A 15,286-nucleotide genomic window follows, 5' to 3' on the forward strand; every position below is an offset into this window, starting at 1 on the left:
TCACAGGTTTGTGTTTAACTTTCGCCAGATTCAGGGTGAACCCGCATGCCGATTTATGCCTACCGCTGTGACAGCTGCGGCCATCAGAAAGATGTGCTGCAGAAAATGTCCGATGCTCCGTTGACCGATTGCCCCCAGTGCGGCAAGGCCACCTTTGCCAAACAGCTGACCGCTGCTGGTTTCCAGCTCAAGGGGTCCGGCTGGTACGCCACCGACTTCCGTGGCGGTGGCAGCAGCAGTACCGCCAGCAGTACCACAACCAGTAGCAGCACATCTGAGAGCAGCGCCGCTGCCAGCGACAGTGGCGCAGCCTGCGGAGGTGGTGGATGCGCCTGCCACTAGCCACCCTGCGGCGCTATCTGCTGACCGGCCTGCTGATCTGGGTACCGCTGGTCATCACGCTGTGGGTACTTAACCTGGTGGTGGGAACGCTGGATGGCCAGTTCAGCAAACTGCCGCTGGACTGGCAACCCAATACCCTGCTGTACAAGCTGCTGTCACACGTCGTGCCGGTCAGCTGGCTACCGGCCAGCCCTGCGGACTTTCACGCGCCGGGCTTAGGGGTCATCATCACCTTGCTGGTGCTGATCCTGACCGGTGTCACGGTCAGCAACATGCTGGGTCGGCAATTGCTGCGGCTGTGGGAACACATGCTGAACAGCATTCCGGTGGTGAAATCCATTTACAGCAGTGTCAAGCAGGTATCCGACACCCTGTTCTCCAGCAATGGTCAGGCCTTTCGCAAGGCCTTGCTGGTGCAGTACCCCCGGGAAGGCAGCTGGACCATTGCCTTCCAGACGGGCACCCCCAGCGGCGAAGTGGCCGAGTTACTGCCGGGCCAGATGGTAGGCGTCTATGTACCGACGACGCCCAACCCGACCTCTGGCTTTTTCCTGATGATGCCGGTGGAAGACGTACGGGAATTGGAGATGAGTGTCGATGAGGCGTTAAAATACGTCATCTCCATGGGGGTGGTTCCCCCCAAAGACATGGTGGAGCGGTCCGGCCAGCGCTAAGCGCCCGCCTGACGGCACTACCCAACAAGACATCGTACAAAGAAAGAACAGCACGACATGCGTACCGATTATTGCGGTCTGGTCGATACCCGCTATCTGGACCAAACCGTTACCCTCTATGGCTGGGCTCATCGTCGCCGTGACCACGGTGGCGTGATTTTCATCGACCTGCGTGACCGCGAAGGTCTGGTGCAAGTGGTGTGTGATCCGGACAATGCCGCCACCTTCACCACGGCGGACAGCGTGCGCAATGAGTTTGTGCTCAAGATCACCGGCAAGGTGCGCCGCCGCCCGGAAGGGACGGTCAACACCAACCTGACCTCGGGTGAGATCGAAGTGCTGGCCCACAGCATTGAAGTGCTGAACCCGTCGGTCACGCCGCCGTTCCTGATGGACGACGACAACCTGTCGGAAAACACCCGCCTCACCTACCGCGTGCTGGACCTGCGCCGTCCGGCAATGCAAAAGAACCTGCGCCTGCGCTACCGCGTAGCGATGCTGATCCGCAACTATCTGGACGCGCAAGGCTTCATCGACGTGGAAACGCCGATGCTGACCCGCAGCACCCCGGAAGGTGCGCGCGACTATCTGGTGCCGAGCCGGGTGCACGATGGCCAGTTCTTCGCCCTGCCGCAAAGCCCGCAGCTGTTCAAGCAATTGCTGATGGTGGCCGGTTTTGACCGTTACTACCAGATCACCAAGTGCTTCCGCGACGAAGACCTGCGCGCCGACCGCCAGCCGGAATTCACCCAGATCGACCTGGAAACCTCGTTCCTGAACGAAAACCAGATCATGGACATTACCGAGCACATGGCCCGCCATGTGTTCCGTGAAGCCATCAACGTCGAGCTGGGCGACTTCCCGCGCATGACCTATCAGGAAGCCATGTTCCGCTTTGGCTCAGACAAGCCGGACCTGCGTGTACCGCTGGAATTCACCGAGCTGACCGAGGTGATGAAGGAGGTGCCGTTCAAGGTGTTCGCCGGTGCCGCCAACCAGCCCGGGGGCCGCGTGGTGGGCCTGCGCATTCCGGGTGGCGCCTCGCTGTCGCGCTCCGAGATCGACGCCTACACCCAGTTTGTGGGTATCTATGGTGCCAAGGGTCTGGCCTACATCAAGGTCAACGACATCAGCCAGCCGAACGAAACCGGCCTGCAGTCGCCGATCGTGAAAAACCTGACCGAAGCCGCGCTGAAAGCCACGCTGGAGCGCACCGGTGCCCAGAATGGTGACCTGATCTTCTTTGGTGCCGACAAGGCCAAGGTGGTCAACGAAGCCATCGGCGCGCTGCGCCTCAAGATCGGCCATGAGAAAGGCTTTGCCAGCAAGGAATGGAAACCGCTGTGGGTGGTGGACTTCCCGATGTTCGAGCACGACGAGGAAGAAGACCGCTGGACCGCCTGCCACCACCCGTTCACCTCGCCGAAAGACGGCCATGAAGACCTGATGGTGACGGACCCGGCACAGTGTCTGGCCAAGGCTTACGACATGGTGCTGAACGGCTGGGAAATCGGCGGTGGCTCGGTGCGTATCCACCGTGCCGACGTGCAAAGCAAGGTGTTCGATGCCCTGAAGATCAGCCCGGAAGACGCTCAGAACAAGTTCGGCTTCCTGCTGGACAATCTGCAGTTCGGCGCACCGCCGCACGGTGGCCTGGCCTTCGGTCTGGACCGTCTGGTCACGCTGATGACCGGTGCCGAGTCGATCCGCGACGTGATCGCCTTCCCGAAGACGCAACGTGCCCAGTGTCTGCTGACCAATGCACCCAACGCGGTGGACGAGAAGCAACTGCGCGACCTGCACATCAAGCTGCGCAACCCGCCGCAACTCGCCAGCTAAACGCTGACCGCAAACAGGCCACCGCAAGGTGGCCTGTTTTTTTGCTCCTAGCCGATACGGCCATACTGCCGCATCACCGCCAGCAGTTCATCATGCGGTAAGGCGTGCACCACATTGCCCTGAAAGCCTTGCAGGGTTTCTGCTGCCAGCAGGGCATTCACAATCGCCTCTTCCGTGGCCTCCACCGTGGCCCGGAATACCCCGTCCAGAACATCATTGACCAGTGCAGACCACTGCTCCTTCCCGTCCTGCCGGGTTGGCCGAGCGGTGGAGAAGGCCAGAAAGATGTCGCCACTGGAGTTGAAGGCTGCACCCCCAAGCCGTGCCAGCCCCATGGTGGCCCGGCGCGCTACCCGCTTGAGCTGATGCGGCAGCAAAGGCAGATCCGTCGCCACCACAATGATGATGGAGCCATCACGCTGTTGCCGAATCTCCGGCATCAGCTCCGTCAGATGCTGCCCAACCGGCACACCCGCGATGGTCAGCATGTCCCGCGCGCCATAATTGCTCTGTACCAGCACACCGAGAGTGCCGACCGTGCCCGCCACCTCCAGCATCCGGCTGGCGGTACCGATCCCGCCCTTGAAGCGATGGGTGATCATGCCGGTCCCGCCGCCGACATTGCCTTCTGCCACCGGCCCTGTACACGCCTGCTCCAGCGCAGCCACCGCGTGCTCGGCACGAACCGCCTGAGCCGAAATGTCGTTCAGCACCCCATCGTAGGTTTCCCCCACCACCGGCAAGTGGAAACCCTGCCCTTCTTCGGGTGGTGTCACCTTATCCAGCCAGGCGGCGACAGCATCCCGCACCACGCCAACCGAATGGGTATTGGTCAACATCACCGGCCCGGCCATGAAGCCGGATTCTTCAATCCAGTGCGAGCCGGTCAGCTCGCCATTACCGTTCAGCGAAAACACCGCAGCGGGTACCGAAGCCCCGCCCGCTTGTCGCCCACAAGGCAAGATGGCCGTCACGCCGGTACGGGTCGATGCCCCTTCGATCAAGGTGGTGTGCCCCACCTCCACCCCCGCCACATCGGTAATGGCGTTCCAGCGTCCGGGCTGGCCGGAAAACGGGATGCCCAGCTCGCGGGCGCGTGGTTTGCTTGTCATGTTCCATCCTCCTTCCAGCAAAAATGGGCCGGATAGCCCGGCCCATTCTGAGTGCAGCATCCGTGCAGCTTACTTCATGGTCGGCATCACAAACTCTGCCCCGGCGCGAATACCGGCCGGCCAGCGGCTGGTGATCGCCTTCATGCGGGTATAGAAGCGTACCCCTTCCGGACCGTGCATGTGGTGGTCACCAAACAGCGAGGCTTTCCAGCCACCAAAGCTGTGGAAGGCCATCGGCACCGGAATCGGCACATTGATGCCGATCATGCCCACCTGGATACGGTGGGCAAACTCACGTGCGGCATCGCCATCGCGGGTAAAGATCGAGGTGCCGTTGCCATATTGATGTTCGTTGATCAGCTTCACCGCCGATTCAAAATCCGGCACCCGCACCACACACAGCACCGGCCCGAAGATTTCTTCGCGGTAAATGGTCATCTCCGGGGTGACATGGTCAAACAGGCAACCGCCGAGGAAGAAGCCGTTTTCATGCCCCGGCACCCGCAGCCCACGGCCATCCACCACCAGGGTTGCGCCTTCGCTGACCCCTTGCGCCACATAGCCGCTGACCTTGTCCAGATGCTGCCGGGTTACCAGCGGCCCCATTTCGGCGTGCGGATCAGTCCCCACATTCACTTTCAGGGTACGTGCGCGCTCGGCCATGCGGGCCACCAGTGCATCGGCGATATCGCCGACAGCCACTGCTACTGAAATGGCCATGCAGCGCTCCCCGGCCGAGCCGTAGGCTGCCCCGGTCAGCGCGTCCACCGCCTGATCCAGATCGGCATCCGGCATCACGATCATGTGATTCTTGGCACCTCCCAGCGCCTGCACCCGCTTGCCGTGATGCGCGCCGGTTTCGTAAATATAGCGGGCAATCGGCGTGGAGCCGACAAAGCTGACCGCCTGCACATTCGGGTGGGTCAGCAGGGTATCGACCGCCAGCTTGTCCCCCTGCACCACATTGAACACGCCATCCGGCAAGCCAGCCTGCTTGAGCAGGTCGGCGATCATCAGTGCGGCAGAAGGATCACGCTCGGAGGGCTTGAGCACAAAGGTATTGCCGCAGGCAATCGCCACCGGGAACATCCACATCGGCACCATGGCCGGGAAGTTGAACGGGGTAATCCCGGCTACCACCCCCAGCGGCTGGCGGGTCGTCCAGGCATCAATGCCGGAGCCCACCTGTTCGGTGAACTCACCCTTGAGCAATTGCGGAATGCCGCAGGCAAACTCCACCACTTCCAGGCCGCGAGTCACTTCGCCCATCGCGTCCGACACCACCTTGCCGTGCTCTGCCGAGATCAGCTCAGCCAGCGCTTTGTGATGCTGTTCCAGCAGATCCTTGAACTTGAACATCACGCGGGCGCGTCGTAGCGGGCTGGTGGCGGCCCAGGCCGGGAAGGCGGCGTGCGCAGCCGCCACGGCGGCGTTGACGTCTTCCACGTCGGCCAAGGCCACCTGGTGGATGACCTCGCCCCAGGCCGGGTTGAACACGTCGCTCTTGCGCTGGCCGCGACCGTCAACGCGCTGGCCATTGATGTAGTGTGCAATGATGCCCATGTTTGTCTCTTTCAGAAATCCGTCGCTACAGGTTTACTCAAGGCGGCCCAGAATCTGCTGCAGGGTGCCGAACAACTGATCGATGTGCGCCTTCTCGATGATCAGCGGCGGCGACAGGGCAATGATGTCGCCGGTGACCCGGATCAGCACACCTTGCTCAAAGGCTTGCAGAAAGGCACTGAAGGCACGCTTGCCCACTTGCCCGGGGATCGACTCCAGCTCAATGCCCGCCACCAGACCCAGATTGCGCACGTCCTTCACATGCGGCAGACCCCGCAGGCTGTGGGCTGCCTCTTGCCAGTAGTGCTCCAGTGCAGCGGCACGCTCGAACAGGCCATCCTCACGGTACAGGTCAAGCGTGGCGCTGGCCGCGGCGGCGGCCAGCGGGTGGCCGGAGTAGGTGTAGCCGTGCGGGAACTCAATCGCTCCAGCGGCGGCCGCTTCCATAAAGCCTTGATAGATGTTTTCCTTGACCAGTACCGCGCCCATCGGCACCGCGCCATTGCTGAGGCCCTTGGCACAGGTCACGATGTCCGGCGTCACCTCGAAGCGATCTGCCGCCCAGGCACGGCCCAGACGACCAAAGCCGGTAATCACTTCATCAAAAATCAGCAGGATGCCGTGCTTGTCACAAATCTCGCGCAGGCGTTTCAGATAGCCCTTGGGCGGCACCAGCACCCCGGTAGAGCCCGCGACCGGCTCCACAATGATGGCGGCCACCGTCGAGGGGTCATGCAGCGCCAGCATGCGGGCTTCCACCGCATTGGCCATCTCCACCCCGCCGTGCTCCGGTTCGCCTTGCGAAAAGGCATTGCGTGCCGGGTCATGGGTATGGCCGATGTGATCCACCCCTGCCAGCCCGGTGCCAAACAGCTTGCGGTTGCCGGCAATGCCGCCTACGGCAATCCCGCCGAAGTTGACACCATGGTAGCCCCGCTCGCGGCCCAGCAATTTCACGCGATGCACATCGCCGCGCATGCGGTGGAACGCCAGTGCCATCTTCAGTGCGGTATCCGCCGATTCAGAGCCGGAGTTGGTAAAGAAAGCACGGGTCAGGCCCTTCGGGGCCATCTGCACCAGCTTTTCAGCGGCAACAAATGCTTCCGGATGCCCCATCTGGAAAGGCGGCGCATAGTCCAGCGTACCCGCCTGGCGCTGGATGGCCTCGGTAATCGGCTTGCGGTTATGGCCCGCGTTGACGCACCACAGCCCTGCGGTGCCATCGAGGATCTGCCGACCGTCGATATCGGTAAAGTGCATGCCCTGTGCCGATACCAACAAGCGCGGCGCAGCCTTGAACTGGCGGTTGGCGGTGAACGGCATCCAGTAGGGTTCCAGGTTCAGCGGGGCATCGTTCCATTGCAGGGACATGGTTTTTCCTTGGCAGGTCGCTAAGATGCTTGCCACTGTACTGGGATTACCAATACAGTTACATGCACAGTTTCCACCACAGCCGCACTGACTGTGCAGGAAAAAATACCTCAACAGCGAGGCCAACATGGTCATGAACAAGCGCAGCAGTGATACTCTGGTTGAGCAGATCGTGCAGTTATTGCGTGCGCAGATCCAGTCCCGCACATTGCGGCCTGGCAGCAAAGCTCCTTCCATCCGCCAGTTTGCCAGCCAGCATGGTGTGTCTACCTTCACCGTGGTCGAAGCCTACGACCGGCTGGCCGCACAAGGCTACCTGCAGGCGCGGCGCGGTTCAGGTTTCTTTGTCTGTGAGCTGGCCCAGCCCGGTCCTGAACAACGCCCGCGCCTGACCGAGAAAGCGGTGGACAGCTATTGGCTGCTGCGCGATGTATTCGAGAACAGCGACCGCGGCATCCACGCCGGTTGTGGCTGGCTGCCAGACAGCTGGCATGACGGCGAGGCGCTGCAGAAAGCCTTGCGCCATGCCGCACGCCAGCCGGATGATTTGCTGCGTTATGGCCACCCCAAGGGACATGCTGCCTTGCGGGAGCGGGTGGTGCGCCTGCTGGCCGAGCAAGACATCCAGGCCGACCCTGGCCAGATCCTGCTGACGCTGGGTGCCAGCCAGGCGCTTGATCTGGTGGCACGACGGCTAACCCAACCCGGTGACACGGTACTGGTGGATGATCCTGGCTACAGCAATCTGCTCTCGGCACTGCGCCTGCGTGGCCTGCAACTGGTTGGTGTGCCGATGACGCCGACCGGGCCGGATGTGGATGCCCTGGCCACCCTGTTGCAACAGCACCAGCCCAAGCTCTACTTCACCCACACTCAGCTGCACAACCCCACCGGCGCCAGTTACAACGCGGCCACCGCCTACCGCGTGCTGCAACTGGCGCAGCAGCACGGCTTCATGCTGGTGGAGGACAATGTCAGCCACGGTTTGCTGGGTTCAGCAGCACCAACGCTGGCCGGCATGGACCAGTTGCAGCGGGTCATCCACATCGGCAGTTTTTCCAAGACCATTGCCCCTGGCTTGCGAGTGGGTTTCGTCGCCGCCGATGCGGCCTTGATCGACGAACTGGTCTATCACAAGATGGTGTCGGGCATGGCCACCCCGCAGCTCAATGAGCAACTGGTGTGGCATATCCTCACCGAAGGCCACCACCGCAAGCATCTGGAGCAGTTGCGCGACCGTCTGGCACGCGCGCAGCAGCGTACGGCGCGGCGGCTGGACATGGCAGGCTTCACCCTGTTCTTCGAGCCCGGTGCCGGCATGTTTCTGTGGGCGCAAGCGCCTGTCGGGCTGGACCCACTGACCTTGTCGCAACAGGCAGCAGCGCAGGACATCCTGTTGGCCCCCGGCTACCTGTTCCGGCCCGACCAGTCGCACTCCAGCTGGCTGCGCTTCAATGTGGCCTATTGTGACAATGACCGGCTGTTTGCCTTTCTGGACAGCATGCAGCGACATGACTTTGTCGCCACCTGATGACCGCGCAGCACGGGGAATGCTTCTCTGTTAAAATGAACCTTTAATTTCACGCAGAAGTCAGCCCGGTTTCGCCCGTGCTGCCACCATCATGAGCATTACACTGCATACTGCCGAAGACATCGAAAAAATGCGCATTGCGGGCCGCCTGGGCTCGGAAGTGCTGGATTACATCACCCCCTTTGTCAAGGCAGGGGTCACCACGGGTGAGCTGGACCGCCTGTGCCATGACTATATGGTGAACGTACAGGGCACCATCCCGGCCACGCTGAACTACACCCCGCCCGGCCATGTACCCTACCCGGCCTCGATCTGCACCTCGGTGAACCATCAGGTTTGCCACGGTGTGCCTGGCACCCGGGTGCTGAAAAACGGTGACATCATCAATATCGACATCACCGTGATCAAGGATGGCTACCACGGTGACAACAGCCGCATGTTCATCATCGGTGACGCGTCGGTGCTGGCCAAGCGCCTGTGCAGCATCACCTATGAGTGCATGTGGCTGGGCATCCAGCAAGTCAAACCGGATGCCACGCTGGGGGATATCGGGCATGCCATCCAGAAGCATGCCGAAGGCGCGGGCTTCTCGATTGTGCAGGAATACTGCGGGCACGGCATTGGCCGCCGCTTTCATGAAGAGCCGCAGGTGGTGCATTACGGCCGCCCCGGTACCGGCGTGCGCCTGAAGCCGGGCATGATCTTCACCATCGAGCCGATGATCAATGCGGGTCGTCGTCACGTCAAACCGCCGCTGAGCAGCGACGGCTGGACGGTGGTGACCAAGGACCACAGCCTGTCCGCCCAGTGGGAACACACCATTCTGGTGACCGACAGCGGCTACGAGGTACTGACCCTGTCCGCCGGTTCACCACAGCCGCCCGCCTTCATTCAGGCCTGATGCATGCCGGTGCTGCCGGACCTGCCCGATGACACCGCCGCGCTACGGGACTACCTGAAGCAGTCCCGCGCGGCGCTGGCCACGGTCCATGCCAGCCTTGATCACCCGGAAGCGTTGCTGGGCCAATATCGCCAGCTGATTGACGCCGTGCTGAAAACGCTATGGCAGCGCAGCGGCTTTGCGCCGGACACCCTGCTGATGGCCGTTGGCGGCTATGGCCGGGGCCAGCTCTACCCCTACTCCGACATCGACCTGCTGATCCTTACGCCCGGCCTGCTGCAAGATGCCGAGCAAACGCGCATTGAGCAGTTCATTCACTTGCTGTGGGATATCGGGCTCGATGTCGGCCACAGCGTGCGCAATCTGGAAAATAGCGTCGAAGAAGCGGCGGCGGACATCACGGTACAAACCAGCATGTCCGAGGCGCGCCTGCTGTGTGGCGACACCGCCCTGTTTCAGCGTTTCCGCACCATCCAGAATGCCACCTTTGATCCCAAAGCTTTCTTTGAAGCCAAGACGCTGGAGCAACAGCAACGGCACGCCCGCTACTTTGGCGTCGCCAACAATCTGGAGCCCAACGTCAAGGAAAGCCCCGGTGGCTTGCGTGACCTGCATGTGCTGATCTGGATTGCCCACGCCTGTGGCCTGGGTGACAACTGGGACGATCTGGTACGGCAGGACCTGTTGTCTGCACTGGAGGCCCGCCAGCTGAAACGGGCAGAGCGGGTGCTGCAAGCCATCCGCATTGCCCTGCACCTGGCGGCCAATCGGCGTGAAGACCGTCTGGTGTTTGACTTGCAAGGCACCCTCGCCAAGCGCTTTAAGCTGCAGGATCACCCGCGCCGTCGCGCGTCCGAGCAGCTGATGCAGGCCTATTACCGTGCGGCCCGTACGGTGCGGCAGATCAACCAGATGGTGTTGCAAAATCTGAAAAGCCGGCTGGACGCTCCCATGCTGGTGGAGAGTATCCCGCTCAATGCCCGCTTCACCGTATCTGCCGGGCAATTGTCGCTGCGCGACCCGGAGGTGATGCAGCGCGAACCGGCAGCCATTCTGGAAGCCTTCTTGTTGCTGCAGCAGCACCCGGAACTGCAAGGCATGTCCAGCAGCCTGCTGCGGGCGCTGTGGCATGCCCGTGGCCGTATCAATCAGGATTATCGGCGTGATCCCGCCTGCCGTGAACAATTCATGGCCATCCTGCGCGCGCCCCGCGGCCAGACCACCGTGCTGCGCCAGATGAACCAGCTGGGTATTCTGGGCCGCTATATTCCGGCGTTTGGCCGTATCGTCGGCCAGATGCAGCACGACCTGTTCCACGTCTACACCGTGGATGAACACATCCTGATGGTGGTCCGTAACCTGCGCCGCTTTGCGATTGCGGACTTCAACCATGAATACCCGCTGTGCAGCCGCCTGATGCTGGATTTCGAGCGCCCGGAAGTGCTGTATCTGGCCGGTTTGTTTCACGATATTGCCAAAGGGCGTGGCGGCGATCACTCGCAGCTGGGCAAGGTGGATGCGCTTCGCTTTGCCCGCCAGCATGGTGTGTCGGACGACGATGCAGAGCTGGTGGCCTGGCTGGTCGAGCACCACCTGACCCTGTCGCAGATTGCACAAAAGCAGGATATTACCGACCCGGAAGTGGTGCAGGCTTTCGCCGTGCTGGTCGAGAACGAACGGCGGCTGGTGGCGCTGTATCTGCTGACCGTCGCCGATATTCGCGGCACCAGTCCCAAGGTGTGGAATGGCTGGAAGGCCAAGCTGCTGGAGGACCTGTTCCTCTCCACCCGTCGCCGGCTGGGCCAGCACGATGACAGCCCGGACTACGTGGCCGAGCGACAGGACGAAGCCCTGGCGCTGGTGCGGCTATATGCCATCGACGAAAACCGGGTCAAACAGCTGTGGCAGCAGCTGGATACCGTCTACTTCCTGCGCCACGATGCGCAAGAGATCGCCTGGCATGCCCGCAGCCTGTTCTTCCGCGCGGACACGCAGGCCCCGGTGATCAAGGCGCGGCTGGACAACAGTGGCGAGGGCTTGCAGGTGCTGGTGTACCTGCCGGACCAGCCCGACCTGTTTGCCCGCCTGTGCGCCCAGTTCGAGCGCAGCCGCTTCAATATCGTCAACGCCAAGATTTTTACCACCCGCCACGGCTATGCGCTGGATACCTTCCGCGTGCTACCCCCGATGGAGGCCAGCGAGCATTACCGCGACCTGATCAGCCTGCTGGAGTACGATCTTGATAAAACCCTGCAGGAACAGACCCCATTGCGGCCGCCAGCGGCCGGTCGGGTCAGCCGGGCATTGCGGCACTTTCCGATCGAACCCCAGGTCCATATCCGTCCGGACGATCGCGGTAACTACCATGTGATGACCCTGATCGCCGGAGATCGCCCCGGCCTGCTGTCGCGGGTGGCCGCGCTGCTGGCCAGCTATCGGGTCAGTGTCTATGGTGCCCGCATAGCCACGCTGGGTGAACGGGTGGAAGACACCTTTTTGATTGCTGGCCCGGCCTTGTCCGACAGTAAAACCCTGCTCACGCTGGAAGGTGAGCTGCTGGAGGTACTCCGCGCATGAAGCGCTTCATTGTGTCCGTGCTGTTTCTGCTGCTGCTGGGTGCCGCCGCCGCCCACCTGTACTGGTTCGCCCACGCGCCCTTGGGTGAGCCAGGCGCCAAGCAGACCTTTACCGTCAACAGCGGCAGCGGCCTCGCCAGCATCAGCCGCCAGCTGACCGAGCAAGGCCTGCTGCCCGACCGCTGGCGTTTTACACTGGTCGCCCGCCTCAGCGGGCGGGCGGGCAGCCTGAAGGCGGGCATTTATCAGATCGACCCCGCCAGCAGCCCCCTGCAACTGCTGGAGCAGTTCAACAAGGGGGAAACCGCCGAAATCCCGCTCACCCTGATCGAAGGCTGGACCGTGCAGCAGGTACGCGATGCGCTGGCCGCCAACCCGGATGTGAAGCAGGACCTGCCTGCGGTGGACACCGCTGAGCTGGGGAATGCATTGGGGCTAGAGCAGGCCCATGCGGAAGGCCTGTTCTTCCCGGATACCTACCATATGGCCCGTGGTGGCACAGTCAGCGCGCTGCTCAAGCGCAGTGCACAGCGCATGACGCAGAAGCTGCAGGAGGAATGGGCGCAACGTGCGCCGGACCTGCCCTACCGTACCCCTTACGAGGCCTTGATCATGGCCTCCATCGTCGAAAAAGAAACCGGGCTGGCCAGTGACCGCAGCATGATTGCCGCTGTCTTCGTCAACCGGCTGCGGCTGGGCATGCGCCTGCAAACCGACCCCAGCGTGATCTACGGCATAGGTCCGAGCTTCAATGGCAACCTGACCAAGGCCCAGCTGCAACAGGACACGCCGTACAATTCCTATACCCGTGCCGGATTGCCGCCGACGCCGATTGCCTTGGCAGGGCTGGCTTCATTGCACGCCGCATTGCACCCGGCCAAGAGCAAAGCCCTGTACTTTGTGGCACGCGGCGACGGCAGCTCGGTATTCTCGGAAACCCTGGCAGAGCACAACCGGGCGGTCAACCAGTACCAGAAGTAAGCTACAGGCGGGTGGCTGAGAAGGTATCGCAGCGCTCCGGATCACCCCGCTCAAAGCCGATGCTGAACCAGCGCTTGCGCTGCTTGGCGGTGCCGTGGGTAAACGCATCTGGCGTCACATGGCCTTGCGCCTCCTGCTGCAGGGTATCGTCACCAATGGCGTTGGCCGCCGTCAGCGCCTCGCCCAGATCGCCGCCATCCAGCAAGCCTTGCTGCTGGGCGTAATGCCCCCAGACTCCAGCAAAGCAGTCGGCCTGCAGCTCCTGCCGCACCGAGAGCGCATTGCGTTCCCGTTCGGACAGTCCCTCGCCTTGCTGCACCACTTGCCGGGTCACCCCGATCACATTCTGCACATGGTGGCCGACTTCATGGGCTATCACATAAGCTTGAGCAAAGTCGCCCGGCGCGCCAAAGCGCTGGTGCAGTTCATCAAAGAACGACAGGTCGATGAACACCTTCTGGTCGCCCGAGCAATAGAACGGCCCTACCGCAGAACTGGCACGACCACAGGCCGACTGCACGCTGCCGCGAAACAGCACCAGACGGGGCTGCGGGTATGTCTGGCCGCGTTGCTGGAACCACTTGCCCCAGAAATCCTCGGTATTGCCAAGGATGGCGCGCACAAACTGCGCGGAACGGTCGCTCTGTGGCGGTGGTGCAGCGGGACGTTGCTGCTGCTGTTGGCTATAGCGAGAGCCCGAGCCGTGACCATTGAGCATGTTCAGCAAAGTTAGCGGATTCTTGCCCAGGATCAGGCTGACCACCACCAGAATGATCAGGCCGGTGCCACTGAGCCGGAAGCCCCCAAAGCCGCTGAAACCCCCACCGGAGCCACCACCACCCCAGCTGCTGTCGCCCCTGCGGTCTTCCACATTATCACTGCGGCGCAAATCGTCCCAACGCATCGCCTCACCCGCCTGTCCGTTTTACCGTCCAACCCTGCGCTTGCAACAAGGGTAGCAGCCGCTCAGCATGGTCGCCCTGGATTTCCACCACCCCATCCTTGACCGTGCCACCACTGCCACAGGCCTGCCGCCACTGTTTGGCCAGCGGCTGCAAGGCCGCATCCTGCAAGGGAATGCCACTGACCACCGTCACCTGCTTGCCACCCCGACCTTTGCGCTCCACCCGCAGTCGCACCACGCCATCGCCAACCGGGCGTGCCGCCGCACTGCAGATGCATTGCGCCACGGCCTGACGGCAGGCCGGGCAGGTACGCCCCAGCTCAGTCGAGTACACCAGACCGCTCATCCCAGATAATCCCGCTTGCCGATCTCCACCCCATTGTGGCGCAGGATGTTGTAGGCGGTGGTGACATGGAAGAACAGGTTCGGCAAGGCAAAGGTGAGCAGGTAATCCTGCCCGGTAAAGTGCACAGGGCCACTGCGCAGCTGCACCGTAACCGCCTTGTCTTCGCTGCCGTCGATTTGCTCAGGACGTAAGGACTCAACGTAGGCCAAGGCCTTGTCGACCCGCGCGATCAGCTCGGGCAGGGTGGTTTCCACATCCTCCCACGACGGGATATCCACCCCGGCCAGCCGGGCCATCGCGCCCTTGGCGGCGTCCGTGGCGATTTGTACCTGCCGGGTCAAAGGAAACATGTCCGGATACAGGCGGAAGCTGAGCAGATTGGCCGCGTCAAACTTGCGTGCCTCGGCATGGGCTTCGGCCTTCTGCAGTAGCGTTTTCAGATTGCGCAACATGCGCTGAAAGACCGGGGCGCTGGCTTGATACATGGACAGGGACATGCTGTGGCTCCTGAATCTGGGGTAAAGGTGGCGTGGCGCACCACACCGTGAACAACTTCATTGTGCCATAGCCCCCAATGCTGCGCAGGGCTTGTAAGAAAACCGGCAGGGTATCGACCAAGGTATCAGGGCGGCATCTTGCCCCTTGCAAGAACCTGCCCATGGTCTGCTGCGCAACGGCGATACGGCGTTGAAAACAACTTCGGAATGCTCATTTACACCCAGTAAACTCCGCTTCCTCAGCTGTTTTCGCCTTGTCTCACCCTTGCTCGCAAGACCCTGAACAGGTTCTAAACGCACCATGTGCGACTTGATTCGACTCACCTGAAAGGAAACTCACCATGTCCAAACGAATCGCTGCTTCTGGTCTGTCCCTCGCGTTGGCCGCCGCTGCACTGCTGGGTGGCGCCACCCTGAGTACCGCTGCACAGGCTGCCGATGCCAAGGTGCAATGCGCCGGCATCAACTCCTGCAAGGGCACGTCCGAGTGCAAGACCGCCAGCAATGAATGCAAGGGCCAAAACAGCTGCAAAGGGCATGGCTGGCTGTCCAAGAGCAAGGCTGAGTGCATGAAGCTGGGTGGCAAGGTACTGGGCCAGTAATACAGCGGTCCATTTCGCCAGGCTGGCTCCGACGTCGGGGGCCAGCC

Annotated in this window: 14 protein-coding genes; 8 read left to right on the forward strand and 6 right to left on the reverse strand. The window is 62.0% G+C overall.

Annotated elements, in window-relative coordinates; translation table 11 throughout:
* Positions 1–45: 45 nt before the first annotated feature.
* From ACE3O2_RS11995 to aspS, 3 genes are read left to right on the forward strand one after another with little or no spacing between them, the layout of a single operon-like run.
* A complete protein-coding gene (locus ACE3O2_RS11995; RefSeq protein WP_374337780.1) occupies positions 46–342 on the forward strand; it encodes an FmdB family zinc ribbon protein in 297 nt (98 codons plus the stop codon).
* Positions 327–1,016 carry a DUF502 domain-containing protein gene (locus ACE3O2_RS12000; RefSeq protein WP_374337782.1) on the forward strand — a complete coding sequence of 230 codons (690 nt, stop codon included), beginning with the start codon at positions 327–329 and terminating at the stop codon, positions 1,014–1,016. The genes ACE3O2_RS11995 and ACE3O2_RS12000 overlap by 16 nt, the downstream gene beginning before the upstream one ends.
* Before the next feature lie 57 nt (positions 1,017–1,073).
* Positions 1,074–2,855: an aspartate--tRNA ligase gene (gene aspS, locus ACE3O2_RS12005; protein ID WP_374337784.1), complete on the forward strand. Its 1,782-nt coding sequence runs from the start codon at positions 1,074–1,076 to the stop codon at positions 2,853–2,855.
* A 47-nt stretch (positions 2,856–2,902) separates the two neighbouring features.
* Here aspS and ACE3O2_RS12010 read toward each other — a convergent pair whose 3' ends face one another.
* From ACE3O2_RS12010 to ACE3O2_RS12020, 3 genes are all read right to left on the reverse strand, one after another.
* Positions 2,903–3,967: a P1 family peptidase gene (locus ACE3O2_RS12010; RefSeq protein WP_374337786.1), complete on the reverse strand. Its 1,065-nt coding sequence runs from the start codon at positions 3,965–3,967 to the stop codon at positions 2,903–2,905.
* 69 nt (positions 3,968–4,036) lie between these two features.
* Positions 4,037–5,530 (reverse strand): CoA-acylating methylmalonate-semialdehyde dehydrogenase, encoded by a 1,494-nt coding sequence (locus ACE3O2_RS12015; protein ID WP_374337788.1) that lies wholly within the window; start codon positions 5,528–5,530, stop codon positions 4,037–4,039.
* Positions 5,531–5,563: 33 nt separating this feature from the next.
* A complete protein-coding gene (locus tag ACE3O2_RS12020) occupies positions 5,564–6,901 on the reverse strand; it encodes an aspartate aminotransferase family protein (protein WP_374337790.1) in 1,338 nt (445 codons plus the stop codon).
* 127 nt (positions 6,902–7,028) lie between these two features.
* Here ACE3O2_RS12020 and ACE3O2_RS12025 point away from each other — a divergent pair, with 127 nt between their 5' ends.
* The 4 genes from ACE3O2_RS12025 (at position 7,029) to mltG (ending at position 12,890) form a co-directional block, all read left to right on the forward strand.
* Positions 7,029–8,432: a PLP-dependent aminotransferase family protein gene (locus ACE3O2_RS12025; RefSeq protein ID WP_374337792.1), complete on the forward strand. Its 1,404-nt coding sequence runs from the start codon at positions 7,029–7,031 to the stop codon at positions 8,430–8,432.
* Positions 8,433–8,523: 91 nt separating this feature from the next.
* On the forward strand, positions 8,524–9,333 hold the full coding sequence (gene map, locus ACE3O2_RS12030) for a type I methionyl aminopeptidase (RefSeq protein WP_374337794.1): 810 nt from the start codon (positions 8,524–8,526) through the stop codon (positions 9,331–9,333).
* 3 nt (positions 9,334–9,336) lie between these two features.
* Entirely contained in the window at positions 9,337–11,910 is a 2,574-nt protein-coding gene (locus tag ACE3O2_RS12035; protein ID WP_374337796.1) for a [protein-PII] uridylyltransferase, read from the forward strand.
* The gene (gene mltG, locus ACE3O2_RS12040; RefSeq protein WP_374337798.1) at positions 11,907–12,890 is read left to right on the forward strand and encodes an endolytic transglycosylase MltG; all 984 of its coding nucleotides are present in this window, start codon (positions 11,907–11,909) and stop codon (positions 12,888–12,890) included. Before ACE3O2_RS12035 ends, mltG begins: the two co-directional genes overlap by 4 nt.
* Before the next feature lies 1 nt (position 12,891).
* On the opposite strand, the gene ACE3O2_RS12045 is transcribed toward mltG, so the two are convergent.
* Genes ACE3O2_RS12045 through ACE3O2_RS12055 form a run of 3 tightly spaced genes read right to left on the reverse strand, consistent with a single transcriptional unit; the run spans position 12,892 to position 14,637 of the window.
* Positions 12,892–13,794, reverse strand: a complete 903-nt coding sequence (locus tag ACE3O2_RS12045; RefSeq protein ID WP_374337800.1) for a neutral zinc metallopeptidase — start codon at positions 13,792–13,794, stop codon at positions 12,892–12,894.
* A 4-nt stretch (positions 13,795–13,798) separates the two neighbouring features.
* On the reverse strand, positions 13,799–14,140 hold the full coding sequence (locus ACE3O2_RS12050; RefSeq protein ID WP_374337802.1) for a translation initiation factor Sui1: 342 nt from the start codon (positions 14,138–14,140) through the stop codon (positions 13,799–13,801).
* A complete protein-coding gene (locus ACE3O2_RS12055) occupies positions 14,137–14,637 on the reverse strand; it encodes a DUF1993 family protein (RefSeq protein ID WP_374337805.1) in 501 nt (166 codons plus the stop codon). Before ACE3O2_RS12055 ends, ACE3O2_RS12050 begins: the two co-directional genes overlap by 4 nt.
* Before the next feature lie 341 nt (positions 14,638–14,978).
* Here ACE3O2_RS12055 and ACE3O2_RS12060 point away from each other — a divergent pair, with 341 nt between their 5' ends.
* The gene (locus ACE3O2_RS12060) at positions 14,979–15,239 is read left to right on the forward strand and encodes a hypothetical protein (protein ID WP_374337807.1); all 261 of its coding nucleotides are present in this window, start codon (positions 14,979–14,981) and stop codon (positions 15,237–15,239) included.
* Positions 15,240–15,286: the final 47 nt, after the last annotated feature.

Source organism: Leeia sp., from assembly GCF_041909055.1.
Taxonomy (GTDB): Bacteria; Pseudomonadota; Gammaproteobacteria; order Burkholderiales; family Leeiaceae; genus Leeia; species Leeia aquatica.